At 57.5% G+C, this 17,617-nt stretch carries 19 protein-coding genes and 1 other annotated feature; of the genes, 7 read left to right on the forward strand and 12 right to left on the reverse strand.

The window, feature by feature from the left end; genetic code table 11:
- The first annotated feature begins 6 nt into the window (after positions 1 to 6).
- Entirely contained in the window at positions 7 to 675 is a 669-nt protein-coding gene (locus ABLV11_RS01835; RefSeq protein WP_163528949.1) for a molecular chaperone, read from the forward strand.
- Here ABLV11_RS01835 and ABLV11_RS01840 read toward each other — a convergent pair.
- The 7 genes from ABLV11_RS01840 to ABLV11_RS01870 form a co-directional block, all read right to left on the reverse strand.
- Positions 665 to 808 (reverse strand): hypothetical protein, encoded by a 144-nt coding sequence (locus ABLV11_RS01840; RefSeq protein ID WP_004102219.1) that lies wholly within the window; start codon positions 806 to 808, stop codon positions 665 to 667. The genes ABLV11_RS01835 and ABLV11_RS01840 overlap by 11 nt on opposite strands.
- A gap of 245 nt (positions 809 to 1,053) precedes the next feature.
- The gene (locus tag ABLV11_RS01845) at positions 1,054 to 1,974 is read right to left on the reverse strand and encodes a carbohydrate kinase (protein ID WP_004113185.1); all 921 of its coding nucleotides are present in this window, start codon (positions 1,972 to 1,974) and stop codon (positions 1,054 to 1,056) included.
- Complete coding sequence (locus ABLV11_RS01850; RefSeq protein ID WP_109220798.1) at positions 1,971 to 3,341, reverse strand: hypothetical protein; 1,371 nt, start codon at positions 3,339 to 3,341, stop codon at positions 1,971 to 1,973. The genes ABLV11_RS01845 and ABLV11_RS01850 overlap by 4 nt, the downstream gene beginning before the upstream one ends.
- Positions 3,342 to 3,418: 77 nt before the next feature.
- A complete protein-coding gene (locus tag ABLV11_RS01855) occupies positions 3,419 to 4,438 on the reverse strand; it encodes a ribose ABC transporter permease (RefSeq protein ID WP_004113181.1) in 1,020 nt (339 codons plus the stop codon).
- Positions 4,425 to 5,957 (reverse strand): sugar ABC transporter ATP-binding protein, encoded by a 1,533-nt coding sequence (locus tag ABLV11_RS01860; protein ID WP_032728295.1) that lies wholly within the window; start codon positions 5,955 to 5,957, stop codon positions 4,425 to 4,427. Before ABLV11_RS01860 ends, ABLV11_RS01855 begins: the two co-directional genes overlap by 14 nt.
- 64 nt (positions 5,958 to 6,021) lie before the next feature.
- Positions 6,022 to 6,975 (reverse strand): ABC transporter substrate-binding protein, encoded by a 954-nt coding sequence (locus ABLV11_RS01865; protein WP_004102208.1) that lies wholly within the window; start codon positions 6,973 to 6,975, stop codon positions 6,022 to 6,024.
- A 296-nt stretch (positions 6,976 to 7,271) separates the two neighbouring features.
- Positions 7,272 to 8,303, reverse strand: coding sequence for a LacI family DNA-binding transcriptional regulator (locus tag ABLV11_RS01870; protein WP_024274202.1), 1,032 nt, complete (start codon positions 8,301 to 8,303; stop codon positions 7,272 to 7,274).
- 365 nt (positions 8,304 to 8,668) lie between these two features.
- Here ABLV11_RS01870 and ABLV11_RS01875 point away from each other — a divergent pair, with 365 nt between their 5' ends.
- Together ABLV11_RS01875 and ABLV11_RS01880 are read left to right on the forward strand one after the other, a co-directional pair.
- Entirely contained in the window at positions 8,669 to 9,292 is a 624-nt protein-coding gene (locus tag ABLV11_RS01875) for a DUF1062 domain-containing protein (RefSeq protein ID WP_004102205.1), read from the forward strand.
- 200 nt (positions 9,293 to 9,492) lie between these two features.
- Entirely contained in the window at positions 9,493 to 10,095 is a 603-nt protein-coding gene (locus ABLV11_RS01880; RefSeq protein ID WP_004102204.1) for a DJ-1/PfpI family protein, read from the forward strand.
- 133 nt (positions 10,096 to 10,228) lie between these two features.
- Here ABLV11_RS01880 and ABLV11_RS01885 read toward each other — a convergent pair whose 3' ends face one another.
- The 5 genes from ABLV11_RS01885 to trpB form a co-directional block, all read right to left on the reverse strand.
- On the reverse strand, positions 10,229 to 10,621 hold the full coding sequence (locus ABLV11_RS01885; RefSeq protein WP_004102202.1) for a VOC family protein: 393 nt from the start codon (positions 10,619 to 10,621) through the stop codon (positions 10,229 to 10,231).
- Between the two features lie 132 nt (positions 10,622 to 10,753).
- On the reverse strand, positions 10,754 to 11,326 hold the full coding sequence (locus ABLV11_RS01890; RefSeq protein ID WP_064372133.1) for a DUF1349 domain-containing protein: 573 nt from the start codon (positions 11,324 to 11,326) through the stop codon (positions 10,754 to 10,756).
- On the reverse strand, positions 11,326 to 11,925 hold the full coding sequence (locus ABLV11_RS01895) for a dienelactone hydrolase family protein (RefSeq protein WP_017145840.1): 600 nt from the start codon (positions 11,923 to 11,925) through the stop codon (positions 11,326 to 11,328). Before ABLV11_RS01895 ends, ABLV11_RS01890 begins: the two co-directional genes overlap by 1 nt.
- A gap of 200 nt (positions 11,926 to 12,125) precedes the next feature.
- Positions 12,126 to 12,938, reverse strand: a complete 813-nt coding sequence (gene trpA / locus ABLV11_RS01900) for a tryptophan synthase subunit alpha (RefSeq protein WP_004102196.1) — start codon at positions 12,936 to 12,938, stop codon at positions 12,126 to 12,128.
- Entirely contained in the window at positions 12,938 to 14,131 is a 1,194-nt protein-coding gene (gene trpB, locus ABLV11_RS01905) for a tryptophan synthase subunit beta (RefSeq protein WP_004113168.1), read from the reverse strand. Before trpB ends, trpA begins: the two co-directional genes overlap by 1 nt.
- 145 nt (positions 14,132 to 14,276) lie before the next feature.
- Positions 14,277 to 14,371 (reverse strand) — a sequence feature (Trp leader region).
- Positions 14,372 to 14,595: 224 nt separating this feature from the next.
- Here trpB and ABLV11_RS01910 point away from each other — a divergent pair.
- The 4 genes from ABLV11_RS01910 (at position 14,596) to ABLV11_RS01925 (ending at position 17,454) form a co-directional block, all read left to right on the forward strand.
- Positions 14,596 to 15,504, forward strand: a complete 909-nt coding sequence (locus ABLV11_RS01910; protein ID WP_023329733.1) for a LysR family transcriptional regulator — start codon at positions 14,596 to 14,598, stop codon at positions 15,502 to 15,504.
- A 98-nt stretch (positions 15,505 to 15,602) separates the two neighbouring features.
- A complete protein-coding gene (locus ABLV11_RS01915; protein WP_201505970.1) occupies positions 15,603 to 16,199 on the forward strand; it encodes an NAD(P)H-dependent oxidoreductase in 597 nt (198 codons plus the stop codon).
- A 21-nt stretch (positions 16,200 to 16,220) separates the two neighbouring features.
- Entirely contained in the window at positions 16,221 to 17,021 is an 801-nt protein-coding gene (locus ABLV11_RS01920; protein WP_265811609.1) for a carboxymuconolactone decarboxylase family protein, read from the forward strand.
- Positions 17,022 to 17,025: 4 nt separating this feature from the next.
- Positions 17,026 to 17,454 (forward strand): cyclophilin-like fold protein, encoded by a 429-nt coding sequence (locus ABLV11_RS01925; RefSeq protein ID WP_017145844.1) that lies wholly within the window; start codon positions 17,026 to 17,028, stop codon positions 17,452 to 17,454.
- Positions 17,455 to 17,617 lie beyond the last annotated feature (163 nt).

The following is a 17,617-nucleotide window of genomic DNA, read 5'->3' on the forward strand; positions in this document are numbered from 1 at the left end:
AGATTAATGAAAGCCGCTGCTATGCTGCTGGCCGCGTCGCCGCTGGCGGCGGCAGGGGCGTTTTTTAATGCCGTCGTGTATGAGATACCCTCCGACCGGGCCTTTATCTCGCAGCCGCTGTATAACGACACGCCGCGTAATAATATGTACTCCATCGCGGCGTGGAAAATTGCCAAACCCGGCGCGGGGAATGAACCGGTTCTGCCTAATCAGGGCGAACTGCTCTACGCCCCGCTGCGCTTCCATTTACCGCCGGGAAGCAGTGAATATTTCCGTCTCTATTACAAAGGCCCTGAAGATAATCAGGAGCGCTATTATCGCGTGGTATTCAAAGAGACGCCGGTGACGCTGATACCTTTCAGGACGACGCCGCAAAAGATGGATGTGCTGCCGGTGGTAGCGATGAGCACTATTCTGGTCGTCAGGCCGCGTCAGCAGCGCCTGGAGTGGCAGATAGATGAACGCCAGGGGGAGATTTACAATAGCGGAAATACGTTTTTTCGGGTGATTGTTCACCAGGGATGCGCGGGGAGTGATGAACGCGCCACGCAGCTGTATCTGCTGCCGGGCGAACGCTATCGCGACGCGGCTCTGGCAGGGAAAAACAGAAAATTCGTGGTGGCCAATCAGCGCTACTTTCCGTTGGGGAAGGCGTGCCCTGATTCTATTCAGTGAGCAACAGGGATTCGACCATCAGCTGCGCCAGCAGCAGCAGCAGGGCAATCAGCGCCAGCCATTTCGCGGGACGAAGCTTATGCTCCGGAATAGAGGTATTACGTAAGCGCACGAGCCATGGAGTATTTTTCATTATTGACGTTCTGTCCCTGATGTCTGTCAGCGAGATCGGCAGAAAATAGATCACGATCTAATTGTCTGATATTAATGGATTAGTAGGTAATAACCCATGATTAAATGAAGCTGGTTTAGCTTTCATTCAATAATTGGGACATAAATCATATCCACAATAAATAAAGATGATGGTCCATCCATAAACGCTATTTTCAGACCATCATCCGGTCGCCTGGGGTTTACAAGGGTTGGCGTCCTCCGTCTTCAGAGCTCATGGTCCCACGGCGGGTTAGCCCCCGGCCTGGAGACCGTCACCGCGGCGGCGCGCATACCGAGATCGACCGCGCGGCGCACCTGTTCTCGTGACAGTGTCACTAATTTGGGCTTCTCAAGGAGTCCGGCCTGCGAAAGGCTGGCGAGAATACCGGCATTGACCGTATCCCCGGCGCCGACGGTATCGGCAACCGTTACGCGAATCCCTGGAACATGAAGATGGAAATTAGCGGTCCAGGCATCGGCGCCGTCAGCCCCGCGGGTGACCACGATAAGCTTTGGTCCCAGAGCAAGCCAACGGCGTATGACCGCGTGTTCTTCGCCGGGTTCGGCAAACCACGCGAGGTCCTCATCGGAAAGCTTGACGATATCCGCCAGAGCAATCATCCGCATCATGCGCGCCAGGTGTTTCTGCCGGTCCTGGATGAAGATTTCACGAATATTGGGGTCGAGGAACATCACCCGGCGCGGCGCCTCTCTTACCATCAGCGCTTCATAAACGCTGCCGCACGGTTCGGCTATCAGGCTGATGCAGCCGAACAGGACGGCAGATACGTCATCACCGAGCGTCGGCAGGTCGCTTTCAGTCAGCATTCTGCCGGCGCTATTCTCATCGTAAAAGGTATAGCGCGCCTGTCCGCCTTCCAGCCTGACAAAGGCCAGCGTGGTCGGTAGCGGCGCGCGGGTTGAGGGCGAATAATCCACGCCGGAGGCGTCAAGCGTGTGGCGCAGCATGTCACCCATAAAATCGTCCGATAAACCGGAAAACAGCGCGACCGCCATCCCCTGGCGCCCCAGGGCGATGGCGGTATTGAACGCCGCGCCGCCGACGCAGGGCGTAAAGGCGGGAGCATTTTCACGGCTCCGGCAGGGCAGCATATCGATCAGGGCTTCTCCGCAGCAAAGGATCATGGCTTTTCCTCCTGGCTCACCGCGACCTGCGGCGGCGTTTCCAGGCCGTCGGCTACCTGCATCCAGTTGTCAGCGAATATCCCGCAGGCGGTCTTGATATCGACCCCGACCGGGAGCTCCGGACACTCGTTTTCCCCGTTGCTGCCCCAGTTCACCCAACCGGACTGACGGCGCTGGACTATCTGAAACGCGCCGGAGGGGCGGGAGGTCCACCAGATCATCGCCCGGCCGCTCGCTGAATCGTACTCGACGGTTTTACTGGCTGGTCCCGGGAACACGGTTTCATCCGGCACGGCGGAAACGTTGACGGGAGAATCAGTCAGGCGCCATTCCCGTTCATTCAGGTCGGCGCGAACGTGCGCCCGGGCGCGCACAACGCCAAGCCTTTCGCGGATTTCAGCTTCATCCAGCACGTTTTCCCAGCGGCAGAACATTCGCCAGTAAAGATCCCAGTGAGCGGAGGCCATATCGGCGAGCTGTTCGCGGAATTCGGCAAATTTCGGGCTCTGGTTTTCAGAGGTGGTAACGGTATGAGCCACCATGGCGACCAGCTCTTCGGCGTAGGGGTCGCCTGCGCGATAGCGGGTACCGCCGTAGGCCGCGAAGCGGTCAAACAGCAGTTTTCCCGGACCGCTTTCAAACTCGTCGCCGACGGTGATCTTGTTGGTCACCGAACGCCCGTTGATGACCGTCGAAAAGTCATCCACCCCGTAGCGCCGCTGAAACCACGGGGTATTCCAGCTGAACTTCCAGTCGATGGTGAAGTGCTTACCGCGTAGCTCCGCTAATAACCCATCGGGGATCGTGCCGTGCATGCGATAGTGATGATAGACCGGGCCTTCCTCAACAATTTCAATATCAACGAGGGTATGTTCCGGCGGGTTAATCAGCCCATTTTCCGGGGTAAAGAACGGACCGTAAAAACCGCCGATGGCGTTATTCCCGGAAGGAAGCAGCTCGACGTTGTCCTGCAAACAGCGAAAATGGCGCAGCCCCCACTTGGATGAACCCACGCCCTGGGCGGTTCCCCGACACATTTCCAGATCGAAGCAGCCGGTATTGAGGCGGACAAAACAGTCTTTCTCCCGGCCAGGCAGGCGGTGGATACCAGCGACTTCACCGACTTCAGCCGCCGTTAGCGGCCGCTCAAGCCTCATCCGGAGCGTGCCGCTGAAGCTTACCGTAGCGATAAAGGCGGTACTGTTTTGCGTCGACTCATGAGTGAGGCGCTGGCAAAGGATCCGCTGGTCCTCGCTGGTGATTGCCCACCACAGGGGCTCCTGCAGTTTCTCCGGGAGAGTAAACGTAATCGGTTCGCGATCCCGGGTACCGTTCATCGGATCCGTCAGCGTAATGTGATATGTCATGGGCGTAGACTCCATTAAAATTTAAGCATGCGAAGACCCGCCGCCAGCGCGGCGGATAAACAAAGCGTCAGGGAAAGCTAGCGGGTACGGGCGATCTCTTTTTTCCGCCAGAAGGTAAACAGTTCCGGATGCTGCTTCAGTCCGTCAATCGCCACGGCAAGAATGATGACGATGCCTTTAATCAATAGCTGGGTGAAAAAGGGGACGCTCAGCAGAATCAGGCCGGTGCTGAGCACGCCGAGAATTATCGATCCAATCAGGGTGCCGATAATTCGCCCGCGTCCTCCGGCGAGGCTGGTGCCGCCCAGCACTACCGCCGCAATGGCGTCCAGTTCATATCCCGTACCCGCCGTAGGCTGGGCGGAAATGACCCGGGCGGCGAAGATAATGCCCGCCAGACCCGCGCAGACGCCGGCAATCATATAAACCGCCGCCAGTACGCGTTTTACCCGGACGCCGGCCAGGCGCGCGGCCTGGGCGTTGCCGCCGACGGCATAGATATGACGACCGAACCGCGTGCGCTCAAGAATGAACCACGCCAGCAGATAAACCACCAGCATAATAATGACCGGAACAGGGATGCCGGCGAGATAGCCATTCCCCAGCTCGCGGAAGCTCAGGCTACTCGATACAATAGGTTGCCCTTCGGTAATGGTGTAGGCCATCCCGCGCAGGAAGGTCATTGTGCCGAGAGTGACGATAAAGGGCGCAAGAGCGAGATAGGCGGTGAGCACGCCGTTCAGCAGACCACAGAGCGCGCCCACGCCCACGCCGGCCAGAATCGCCAGCGGCGCAGGGATCCCGGCCATCGCCGCAACCACCGAGATCACGCCGGAGACGGCGACGATAGACCCGACGGACAAATCAATTCCGCTGGTTAAAATGACGAAAGTCATGCCCGCCGCCAGAATAGCGTTGACGGAAATCGAGCGGGCGATATTCAGCAGATTATCGACGCGGTTAAAGTTTGGCGCAAAGGTCGACATCAGGATCAGCAGCACCAGCAGAACGATTAAGATCCCCACCCGATCCCACCATTTCGCAAAATCAAACGGCGCTTTGACCGGCAGTTCCGTCACAGGTTTATTGTTGTCCATGGCATTCTCCGGATTGACTGGTAAAGGTTCCTGTTGCGTGCAGCATCACTTCTTCTTCCGTTGCTGAATATGAGGGTAACTGGTGAACGATTCGGCCGCCGCGCATAACCAGCACGCGGTCGCTGATGCCGATGGCCTCCGGTAAATCGGAGGAGATCACCAGAATGGCTTTCCCGGCGCGGGCGAGTTTGTCGATCAGTTCGTAAATTTCCCTTTTGGCGCCGATATCCACGCCGCGGGTCGGTTCATCGAGGATAAGCAGCCTCGAATCGCGCAGCAGCCAGCGCGCCAGCGCCGCTTTCTGCTGGTTTCCGCCGGACAGGGCGCTGACGGGCAGTTCGACCGCATTTTCCCGCAGCCGTAACCGGCGCATCTGCTCAAGGACGGCGGCGCGGATGGTTTTGCGTTTAACCACGCCGCTGGCGACAAAGTTCTCCAGCGAGCTGATATCAATGTTGTGCTCAACCGAATGGCCCAGAAACAGGCCCTGGGTTTTGCGGTCCTCGGTCACCATCCCGATTCCGTCGGCAATGGCGGCGGTGGGATCTGACGGCTGGCTTACCTTGCCGTTAATACGTACGCTTCCCTGGGTGCGAGGGTCGGCGCCGAATAACAGGCGGGCCACTTCGGTTCGGCCAGAGCCAACCAGCCCGGACATGCTGACGACTTCGCCCGCTTTGACCTCAAAGGAGACCGGGCCGGTTGCGCTACCCGCCAGATCCGCGACCTCCAGCAGTACTTTGCCGGGCGTACGCGGTTCGTGCTGATAGAGATCGACGATTTGCCGGCCGACCATCATGCGTACGATATCGGTGGTCGAGACGCTGCTCAGGGTTTCCGTGCCGATCCACGTGCCGTCCCTGAACACCGTGACCCGGTTTGCCAGCTGCCATACCTCTTCCATGCGGTGCGAGATGTAGACCATCCCGACCCCATCCTGACGCATCTGCTCGATCAGCCGGTAAAGCTGGAGGGTCTCCGCCCGCGACAGGGCGGCGGTCGGCTCATCAAGCACCAGTACTTTTGCGTTTTCACTGACGGCGCGGGCGATCTCGACCATTTGCTGACGTCCGATGCTCAACGAGCCGAGCGGCGCCTGCGGGTCGATGTCCGCGTTAATCCGGTCCAGCTTCTCCCGGGCCTCCCGGAGCATCCGTTTGCGATCGAGAATACCGGCGAAAGAGGTCGGTTCCTGGCCGAGAAACAGATTTTCCGCCACCGTCATATCGGGAACCGTATTCAGCTCCTGATGGATGATGGCGATGCCATATTTGCGCGCATCTCTTGGCGTGCGAATATCAATCTCCTGCCCGTTGATATAGATCGCGCCGCTATCGCGCTGCTCGTTTCCGGAGAGGATCTTCATCAGCGTGGATTTACCCGCGCCGTTTTCCCCCATCAGGGCATGGACCTCTCCGGCGAATAAATCAAAGCGTACGTTGTTCAGCGCGAGGGTCGCGCCGTAGCGTTTTGAAATCCCTTCCAGCCTGAGCAAGGGGGGTGAAGTGATGTCGGCCATTGTCTTTGCCCTCCGGGATGAACCCAATCGTCATCCCGTTTTTGCCTCTTGAGTGATGATGTGATTACCAGCCCGGATAGCTATCTACGTTGTCGCGCGTGACCAGCACGCTGGGGATCAATACGGTCGGGGACGCAATAGGCTTGCCGTCAACCATATCCTGAGCAAGCGAGATGGCCTGGCGCACCATTTCGCCCGGGTTTTGCGTGGCGGTGCCGATAAACGGTGAGCCGCTGCGCTTGAGTTCTTCAACCGCTTCCGGGCTGCCGTCTACGCCGGTGACTTTAATCGCACCGGCTTTGCCGGCCTGCTCAACGGCCAGCACCGCGCCGAGCGCCGAAGGATCGTTCATACCGAAAATACCGGAGACATCCGGATTGGCGGTGAGCATATCGGTGGTGACCATCAGTCCTGAAGCGCGGTCGTTGCGCGATGCCTGCTGCCCGACGATTTTGATATCCGGATATTTTTGCGCGACGTTTTTACAGCCTTTGATGCGGTCAATAATGGTTTGAATCGGCGTGCCGTCCACCAGCAGCACTTTGCCTTTGCCGCCCATCTGGCTGAACAGATATTCGCAGGAGGTTTCGCCGGCCTGGATGGCATTGGTCATGATCGCCGCGTCAGCGCCCCTGGCGGGCGTATCGACCGCGATAACGATAATTCCGGCGGCTTTTGCCCGCTGAATGGCCGGCTCGATGCCGGACTCATCGACGGCGGAAATAATGATCAGATCCACTTTCTGCTGAATAAAGGCGTCAATCTGCGTGTTCTGGTTTGCCAGATCGACCTGCGCATCTTGTACGTTAAGGGTTGCGCCGATTTTTGCCGCGGCCTGCTTTGCGTTCCTTTCCATTGCCGAGAAGAAGGGGTTGGACATGTCCTGCACCATTAAGCCGATGTGGGATATTTTTTTGCCCTCCTGCGGCGCGGCGCTGGCGGCGGGGATAAATCCTGTCATGGTGGTGATTACCGCAGTAACCGCGACAGCCAGAAATGCTTTACGAAGTTTGGTCATATTCTGTTCCTTTCATTATCGTGTGGTATGACGTACGGCCAGGTGTGGGGAAGCCTCAGAAATAATCCCCTGATGTTGTTTTTTTACTGGCGGCCGATTATTCAGCCGTTATTTAAATCATCAAAATGATTAGAGAGGGCTGGCAAACGCGTTGCGAACGCTTTGCCGCTGTTATCCTGCGGCGCCTTAGCGGGCCTGGCAAAACCGCGACAGCCGTTTCTCAGGCCCGCGCGCGCGAAGCGGCGTCGGGCAAGTCCGTTCGGGCGAAACGTTGTCAGCAATCTCTATAATGTCTTTTAATTGTTATGCGTTTTTTTACAGCCGCAGGACTGGCGAATAACCAGCTCGGCGGGAACTTTACGTTGGGTGTTGATTTCTCCTTTCCCTTCCGGGTTAATTAACTGGATAAGCATTTCAGCCGACTGTCTGCCAATCTCTTCGCTATTTTCATTGAGCACCGTCAGCGGCGGATTTAATAGCGGCGCCCAGTCGAATTCGTCGTAGGCAATCAGGGCCATATCCTCTGGAATGGCTATCTGGCGCTGCTGGAGCTGTTTGAGCGAACCCAGCAGAATAGGGTTGTTACCGGCAATAAGGGCATCCGGCAGCGCTTTCTGGTGGTCGAGGTACTGGCTCAGTTTGTCAGCAGCCGACTGCGCGTCGTTTTCCGTTTCGACAACTTCAAGCGTAGCGCCGCACCGCTCGGCGGCCTCGCGTATCCCGCGCTCGCGTTCAAAACGCGTGGTCCAGCGGTCCGGGTAGATAAGGAGCAGCCAGTTTTTATAGCCGTGCTGCGCCAGATGGTTTCCCACCAGCAGGCTGGCATGGTAATTGTCGGTCGTGACGCTGGGAAAGTTGTGCTCGCCGCGGGGCGGAGAATCAACGAAGACGACCGGGATGTCCCATTTCGCCAGCAGAGTCAGGCTTTCCGGCTGCAGCGTCACGGTCGAAATGATCCCGGCCATCCGTGACTCGATCAGGCGGTTAATCATCCGATCTTCCTGCGCGCGGTCGTAGATGCCGTTGACCGCAATATCGCCAAGCACCACGGTCCACTGCGAAGGCTGCAGCATCTGCTGAATACCGGACATCAGGTTGAGATAGTAAGAGTTCGACGCATGGGCGGTGATCACCGCCACCGAGTCTCTGCTCGAACGGCGTAGCGCCTGGGCCGCGCGGTTGGGTACGTAGCCGAGCTCTCGCGCCACTTTTAAAATCAGCTCCCGGCTGTCGTCAGCGACGCCATCGCCACCGTTTAGCGCGCGCGAAACGGTAAACATGGAAAATCCCGTCGCTTCGCTCACATCCCGCATCGTTGCTTTACGCATTTTTCGCTCTCTGCTTTTAAGAAATTACCTGCGATATAAACGGTTATTGTCTGTACCTAAACGTTTATGATAGTAAACATAAACGTTTAGGTTTGTTTGATCAGTGAGCCGCTTCTCGTTTTGTGAACAGAAGGTAAATAACGTTGTTTGTGAATGATTTCTATGAATTTATTGATTTAATGCATATTTGACCCGCCAGCCGCTTTGGTATTCTTGGCCTCTTCATTAGCGGTCAGACAGGGTAGTCGCGTTGGAAATCTTTTTTTAACCCACTGAAAAGTATTCTCTAAATATTTTTCACATTGCAAATATCACGGTCCGTTATCGACGGATCCGCTTTTGTATGGGTTAAAAAAAGGTTCACCATGAAAGTCACATGGAACGTCAGCCCTGCGGGCTACCAGCTGCTAAGCAAACGCTGTCCCGCCTGCCATGGGCAGCAGAAATTCACGCCATCCGGAGCCTTCCGGATCAATTCGCAAAAAAAACAGCTCGATGTCTGGAGTATCTATAAGTGCGTCCGCTGCGCATACACCTGGAACATCAGCCTGTTCTCTCGTTTACCCGTCAGTAAAATAGATCCACACCTCTATGAGCGACTCATGGCAAATGATAAATCTGCTGCAGAGGACTACTCTCACGATTTGCAGGTTCTGCGGCGCAATAGCGCGTTGTTAGCGGGTTCGCCTGAATTCGTCGTACGGGAAGGCTGGCGAATCAGCCTTGTCCGTGCTGCTCAGGTCAGCGTCAACGTCTACGTCGAGCGCGCTTTTCAGGTCAGCTTACTGGCGGTGCTACGTAGACAGCTCGGCCTTAGCGGCAGCGCGATCCGCAAATGTCTGGCGGCGGGCGATATCGCCGGAATTACGCTGAAAGAGCTACGTTCGCCGAGGATACGGCCAGAAGGACACAGGCTTTATATCGTGAAGGAACTTCTTCTGGCGCGCAGGCGAATTTCATTAAATACCGGCTCAGATCTCAGGAGATGATAGCCCGTTTCCCCGGATAGATTGCTATCCGGGGAGCTGACTCGCAAAAATGGAGCCCGGTTGTCCACGGTGGAAAAATAACCTTGCCTTTCTTACTGTGCATTTATACAGTTTCTGGCGACGGCGCGGCGACCAGTGTCGATCGACTCGCCGGATATTGCGATGGCAAATGCTGTTTAAAAAAGGAGAAAACCCTGTCTATGGATACGCGTAAAGAAGTGCTGTTTGTCCTCATCCAGGAGTATGCCGACTGGGAGTTTTCGCTGCTGGCACCCGGCCTGCGCCGGGGGTTTGGCGTATGGGAGCCGCGCTACGAAGTCAGGACCGTAGCTGCGGATGAGGGGCCCGTGAGGTCAATTGGCGGGGTGCGCTGTCTGCCGGATTATACCTTCCAGACGATACCTGATGACTACGCTGCTCTGGTGCTGGTGGGGGGAATGAACTGGTGGGGAGAGGAGGCTCAGCGGGTTGTGCCTCTGGTTCAGCAAGCGCAGGCGCGGCAGATCGTCGTCGGCGCAATATGCGATGCTTCGGCATTCCTCGGCGCACACGGTTTTCTTAATGATGTTGACCATACCTCCAACGGCCTGGCATACCTGCAGAGCAGGGCGGGGTCAGCCTATCGCGGCGCCTCACGGTACAAAAACGTGCCATCGGTGCGCGACGGCAACCTGGTCACCGCCAACGGCGTTGGTTTTCTGGATTTTACCTGCAATATGCTGTCTGCCTTAAACGCGGCCCGCCAGGAAGAGATCGAAGCCATGAGGGCGACCTTTACGTCGGGAATGTTTACCGAGGGCTGATGCGGACAAAGCCGCATTCTGCATCGTAGTGGGCTGCGGTCGTCTCATCAGGCTAACCGCATCCGGCGCGCCGCTCAGAGACGGACAGGGTTTCGCAATGGACAACCCTGCCTGAATTTGCCGGCCAGCGGCCTCAGTCGGCGTTTGCGTAATAAACAAACGCCAGCTTATTGCCGTCCGGATCTCTGACGTAGGCGCTGTGGAAGCCTTCACCGTACTGCGGGCGATGTCCCGGAGCGCCTTCATCGCTTCCTCCCAGACTGAGCGCCAGCTGATGCAGCTGCTGAATATGCTCAACCGAACGTGCGTTCAGAGCCACCATAACGCCGTTGCCGGTTGTTGCCTGCTGCTGATTAAACGGTTGGCCAACGCACAGCCCGATGGTGCTGTTTCCGCTGAATGTCCCCCACGATGCGCCTTGATCGCTTCGGCCGCTTTGCGGCTGCCCCAGCATCTCCATCAAAGGATCGTAAAAACGAATGGCGCGCGGCAGATCGTTAGTGCCGAGCATAATATAGGAAAACATGACGCCTCCTCCTTTTCGCCTGCAAGTTGTTGCCAATCTAGCAGCAAGGTGAGAAGTCATGCAGTCCCGGCAGCCAGAAATCATACCTTCGTCGCGATTATTCAGCGAAAGCGTCCGCCCTGGGGGCTCCCCTCAGCTTAAATCGTGCAAATCTTTATCGTTGGGCGGCAGCAGCGATATTTCGTCGAAATTAACCCGCAGGCCGCTGCGCTGCGGCGTACAGCACATGATGCCCACTTTCGCGGCGCCGGTCGGAAAAGGGCACAGCCGCAGTAGCGGCCACTGGTGGCCATCCGTTGAGTACTGCAGGCGCAGCGCTTCGCCCCGACGGGTCAGGCGCAGCCAGAACTCGGCGGGGTTGCCTGGAAAAATGCCGGTGGCCCAGTCTGAAGTTCCCAGCGTCAGTACGCTACCGATGGCGGGCGCGCCGTCGTTGTACTCGATACCGGCCTTAAGCCAGTGCCGGGCGTCCTGCATTAACATAATCCCCGCCTGGTCATACAGGGTGCTGAAATCTGCGCGCACCCGCACCTGAAAGGTGAAATCCCCCGCGGCTTCCGTGGCATAGATATGCCCGGAGAAGCGCTCAAACCCATACCAGGTTTCGCGCCAGAAGTCGGTTTCCTCATCGGTTACGACGCTAAGTGAGCCGTCCTCTTCCGACCATGTTGCGGGTTCGTTAATCCATTGAAATACCTGTTGCATCAGGCCTCCTGTCTTTGCTGAATAAGCGTTAAAAACTGCAGCGTATCTTCGTCTGCCTGCTGCGTAAGGCGCGGATCCCACGCCGGACTGTCAGCGTCGCAAAAGCCGTGCTGCGCATTGAACATCCGGCAGGTCACGGAGGGGACGTTCTCCAGCTGATCTTGCATTACCCGGGGATCGAACGCCGGTTCCTCGCTGGCGAGAATCACCAGCGTCGGGCAGGGCGGCGCAACGTCGCTGTAGTGGCGGATCCGCGAGCCGTAGTGGCAAATCGCGGCGTTGCAGAAACCGCTTCTGGCGGCCAGCCAGGCTAAGGTGGCGCCCACGCTATAGCCGATGAGGATTAGCATGCCATATTTTGTTTTCAGCTCGGCCAGCAGCGACTCAATGGCGGTGGTGTCGAATCCGACGTTATCGTTAAAGTGACGCCAGGCTTGCTCCTGCTGCTCATAGGCGAACGGCGCAGAGTGGGGAAAAAGCGCTGGCGTGTAGACATCGAAGCCGCGGCTGCGCCAGGTCGCGGCGGTTCGCTGAATATGCGCATTAATGCCATAGATTTCATGCAGCAGGATGATGGCTTTATCACACTCAGGTAACATAAATGCGCCTCGGTCGGATAAAAACAGGATTGTCAGGTGGCCGAATGATGGTGTCTGGGGAAACGGGCTAAATTTTGCAGCACTCAGGCCAGAGCAGCAAGCTCCCTTTTTACGTTACCCTGCATATCCCTTAGCGGCCAGACGATATTGCCGGTGATGGATATTCATCACCACCGGCATTTTGCCGCATTAACCCCACGCTATGTTGGCCTGACGGTGGCTGTTTTCAGGTTGCGGGCGAAAGCCTTCAACTGACAGAGCATCGCCTCCCGATCGTCCTGGTGTTGTTCGATGATTTTCACTATTGCTGAGCCGGAAATAGCCCCGGCGGCTCCCGCTTTCATGGCATCCGCCACCTGTTCCGGGGTTGAAATACCAAACCCCTGAATCGGCGGTGGCGCCTGATAGTCACCAAGCTTAGAGACCAGATGTTCCAGCGGCAGCGCGGCGCGTTTTTCCGCGCCGGTTACGCCCGCGCGCGACAGCAGGTAGGTGTAACCGCGGCCGTGAGCGGCAATGTGTCGCAGCAGCTCATCGTCCGCATTGGGTGGGCAGATAAACACGGGCGCAATATCATGGCGCATCGCGGCCTCGCGGAACGGCGCCGACTCTTCGAACGGGACGTCTGCTACCAGTACAGAATCGACGCCCGCGCGGGCGCAGGTGGCATAAAACGTCTCGATTCCCCGGTTATACACCAGGTTTGCGTACATCAGCAGACCGATGGGCAGCGCCGGATACCTGGCGCGAATGGCGGCCAGCATGTCAAAGCAGCGCGCAGGGGTGACGTTGGCTGCAAACGCGCGCAGGGCGGCATTTTGTATTGTCGGGCCGTCGGCCAGCGGATCGGAGAAGGGAATCCCCAGTTCCAGCGCATCGGCTCCGCCCTCGATCAGTGCATCGATAATTTGCAGCGACAGATCCGGCTGCGGGTCGCCGAGCATCACGAAGGGAATGAACGCGCCTTCTCCCCGAGTTTGCAGTCGCGAAAACATATCGTTATAGCGTTTCATCACATTTCTCCTCGCGCTTGCAGAATGTCGTGCACGGTAAAGATGTCCTTATCGCCGCGGCCGGAAAGGTTCACCACCAGCAGCTGCTCTTGTTGCGGATTGTCGCGCATCATTCTTAAGGCATGCGCGAGGGCGTGGGATGACTCAAGTGCCGGAATAATGCCTTCAGAACGGCTCAGGGTTTTAAATGCCGCCAGCGCTTCATCGTCGGTGACCGAAACGTATTCCGCGCGGCCAATACTGTTCAGATAGGCATGCTGCGGCCCGACGGCCGGGAAATCGAGGCCGGCGGAAATAGAGCAGGACTCTTTGATCTGGCCGTCATCGGTTTGCATCAGCGGCGTTTTCATGCCGAAATAGATGCCGGTCCGCCCGTGTTTCAACGGCGCGCCGTGTTCCCCGGTCTCGATACCCAGGCCAGCGGGCTCAACGCCAATCAGTCCGACCTGGGGCGTATCGATAAAGTCAGCGAACATGCCGATGGCGTTGGAACCTCCGCCAACGCAGGCGATAACCGCATCCGGCAGGCGCCCCTCTTTTTCGAGGATCTGCGCTTTGGTCTCTTCGCCGATGATGCGCTGAAATTCGCGTACGATTGTCGGGAAAGGATGCGGGCCAGCGGCGGTGCCCAGCATAAAGTGGGCGGTCTCATAGCTCCCGGACCAGTCGCGCAGCGCTTCATTCGAAGCATCTTTCAGGGTGGCTGAGCCGCTGTGCACCGGGATCACTTCGGCCCCCATGAGGCGCATACGAAAGACGTTTGGCGACTGACGTTCAATATCTTTCGCCCCCATGTAGATGCGGCATTTCAGGCCCAGCAGCGCGCTGGCCAGCGCCGAGGCCACGCCGTGCTGACCGGCGCCGGTTTCGGCAATAATTTCGGTTTTGCCCATCCGTTTTGCCAGCAGCGCCTGGCCGAGCACCTGATTAGTCTTATGCGCGCCGCCGTGCAGCAGATCTTCACGTTTGAGATACAGGGTAGTGCGCGTACCCTGCGTCAGGTTACGGCAGCGCGTTAGCGCCGTCGGGCGACCGGCGTAGTTTTTCAATAGATGGGTTAATTCCGCCTGAAAGCGCGCATCTTCACGTGCGCTAACAAACGCCTCCTCCAGCTGGCGTAGCGCGGGGATGAGGATCTGCGGAACGTACGTACCGCCGAATTCGCCAAAGTAGGGGTTAAGTAAGGGACTCATTATTGCTCCTTGTTGTATGTGCAGTGTCTGATGATTCGGGGTCTGCCCCCGGAAAGGACGCTGCACATGAAGTGAAATCGGGTCTGCGCAGCGGCTCCCGGCTGCTTGCACTCCGGCAGATGCGTCCCATGCGTAAAATCCGGGCGAAAAAAAGCCCGCGTTTTAGCGGGCCGGGTATCGGTGTGCAAACTGCAGACGTGACGATACTGCCCGTTATCGGGAAGTACGCCACCAGCCGTGCAGATTCATGATGATTACGCGTTGCATTATTCGCTATCCTGAAATTTATCTTGTACTAGTAAACTAGTTTGATAGGTCAATGTCAATGGCATAATGATTGACGCCCAGAATCAATGGAGGCCGCTTTTCCGGCCAGGGCTGGCGTTACGCCAGATTGCTTTACGCCATCAAATCAAGGTAACGTTGTTTTTTCAGCTTATTTTCTATCTGGTTAGCGAGAACGTATGAATGTAAACCGTTCCGATATGGCCGACCTGGTCTATTTTTGCGCCATCGCTCGTCATCGCAGTTTTAGTAAGGCCGCCGTCGAGCTCGGCGTAAGCGCCTCGACGCTGAGCCATGCCCTGAAGGGGTTTGAGGCGCGGCTGGGCGTGCGTCTGCTGAACCGTACGACCAAAAGCGTAACCCTGACGGCGGCAGGCGAGAGTCTGGCCAGCGCGGTGAGCGAGCCGGTGGCCGCCATCGATGGCGCGATTGAACAGCTCAACCAGTTTCGCGACTCGCCTGCGGGACATATTCGGCTCAACGTCGCCGTCGAGGCAGCCACGCTGCTGCTGGCGCCGATTCTGCCCGTTTTTGCCGAACGCTATCCCGATATTGAGCTGGATATCGTGGCCAGTAACCGCATTGTTGATGTCACTGAAGCGCGTTTTGACGCCGGTATCCGCTATGGCGGAACCGTACCGGAAGATATGGTGGCGCAGCGCCTCTCCGCCGATGTGCGCTGGGTCGTCGCCGCGTCGCCCGATTATCTTGCCCGCTTCGGCGAGCCCCTGCACCCCAACGATCTTCAGCACCACCGCTGCGTCAGCAACCGTCTGGGAAACAATCGGATTTATAAATGGGAGTTTGAGCGCGGTGAAGAGCAGCTGACGATCAAAGTGCCGCCGCTGTTAACCGTCGATCTGGCGGAGACGGGCGTGGTGGCCATCCTTCAAGGATTCGGCCTGATGTACCTGCCGGAGCCGCTGATTAAGCAGCACGTCAGCGAGGGGCGCCTGCGTCTGGTGCTCACCGACTGGGCCTCTTACGGGCCGGGATTCTATATCTATTACTCCAGCCGACACCAGATCCCTACCGGATTGCGCCTGCTGATCGCGCTGGTCCGTGAACTGCAGCCGCTCGGTTTGTAGCCTGATTGATGAAAATGGCTCACAGCCCCATTCGATAGCGAGGGCTGGCTCCTTCTTTTTGCGCGGCTTAACCTGTGGCAAAAGAGAAGGAGAGCTCAATGACATATTCGCCCCGCAATTTCGCCGGTCTGCTGTGGTTTGTGGCCATCGCCATCGTTCTGTTTAGTCATAACCGCGTCAGCCATGCCGCCGAGGTTAAAACGCTGGTTATCGTCTCTCATCCTTACCCTGAGCAATCGGTGTTGACGAAAGGTCTTGAAGCCGCAGCGCAAAGCGTGCCCGGCGTGACCGTACGCAATCTTGAGACGCTTTACGGCTATGACAGCCGCAATATCAATGCCGATGCCGAGCGTCGATTGATGCGGGAACACTCGCGCGTCGTGTTTATCTTCCCGACCCACTGGTTCAACATCACGCCAATGATGAAGGCCTGGCTGAACGATACCTGGGGCAGCGTGGGGCCGGGCGTATGGCAGGGTAAAGAGATGCTGATTGTTACGACCGCCGCGGGAGGAGAATCGACATACGGCGAATCCGGGCGAACTGGCGTCAGCCTCGCCGACGTCTTCACGCCGATGAAGGCCAGCGCTCTGCATGCGGGAATGACCTGGCTTCCTCCGCTGGTTTTTCAGAGCGCCAGCCGCAGTCAACTGCCTGAGTACCAGCGTCAACTGGTGGAAAGGCTGAAGAATTAACGTGCCGGGAAGGAGTACAGGATGAAAGCTTTTATTGCCGCTGCGGCAATGTCGTTGATGCTGGGCGCGCCTGTCCAGGCAGAAGAAAAGAGAGGTGAAAAAATGGTTCCACTTAGCCCAACCGTACTGTCCGCTGAGGATGTCCAGTCCGTCGCGCCCGCGCTTGTCCGCTTCGGCAGCGAGGTGCTGATAGACGATCTCTGGCAGCGAAGTGAACTCTCGCGTCGCGATCGCAGCATCGTGACGGTGGCGATTCTGATCGCGCGTAACCAGCCCGCCGAGCTAAAACAGTATGTTGATGTTGCCCTGGATAACGCCGTCACGCCGGTCGAAATTTCCGAGATCATCACGCATCTGGCTTTTTATTCCGGCTGGCCTAACGCGATGGCCGCCGTTGCGGTCACGAAAGATATCTTTGCCGCCCGCGGTATCCGCCGCGAGCAGCTGGCTTCGGCATCCCCCGAGCTGCTGGCGCTTAATCAGGCAGCGGAAAATCAGCGCTCGACAATGGTGGAGCACAACTTCGGCGCAATTTCGCCCGGGCTGGTGAAGTTTACCGCTCAACCGCTGTTTCTCGACCTGTGGCAGCGGCCGGGGCTGAAACCGCGCGATCGTAGTCTGGTGACGGTCAGCGCGCTTATCGCCGCCGGGCAAAGCGCGCAAATTGGCTACCACCTTAACCGGGCGATGGATAACGGCCTAACCGCGCATGAGGCGGGGGAGATTGTTGCTCATGCCGCGTTCTATGCCGGCTGGCCAAACGCCTTTTCGGCAGTAGCGGTGGTGGGGGAAGTCCTGCGCGCTCGCGGTCTGGAAGGGTGAGCGGATGCTGAAAACGCTCGGTGCGGTGCTATCCATTTTGATCATGATGACGGGCGCGGCATCCGCCGCCGCCAGGGAGAACGCGGTGAAGATTGAGTTTGTATTTAAGGGCGTCACGGTCGTCGGCTTGCTGGACGAGAGCGCTGCGGCTAGTGCGTTTGTGGCGCAGCTGCCAATGACGGTGAAGCTTGAGGATTATGGTTCTACGGAAAAGATCGCCTGGCTGCCGGAGAAGCTGCGCGATGTGGATGCTGGCGAATCAATGACTCCGCGACGCGGCGATATGGCCTATTACGCGCCGTGGGGCAACCTGGCTATTTTTCGCGAAGACTTTCGCCACTCGCCCGGTCTGATAAAGCTCGGGCGGGTGGAAGAGGGACTGGCCTCGCTCGACCAGCCCGGCGCGGCAACGGTGACCATCAGGCGTTACTAAGTTTATCCAGCGTTAAATGACCCTGACGACTTTATTTAATGGGCTTTCTACAGCCCATTTGTTGAATTCTTTTCGCATCTCCGGCATCGCAAAAATCATCTACACTTTTTCTGCGCATCACTTTCAAACCTGACGAGACACGCTCGTTAAGGCTGAGCATCCG

This window comes from Klebsiella sp. GW_Kp181, from assembly GCF_040062315.1.
GTDB classification, from domain to species: Bacteria; Pseudomonadota; Gammaproteobacteria; order Enterobacterales; family Enterobacteriaceae; genus Klebsiella; species Klebsiella oxytoca.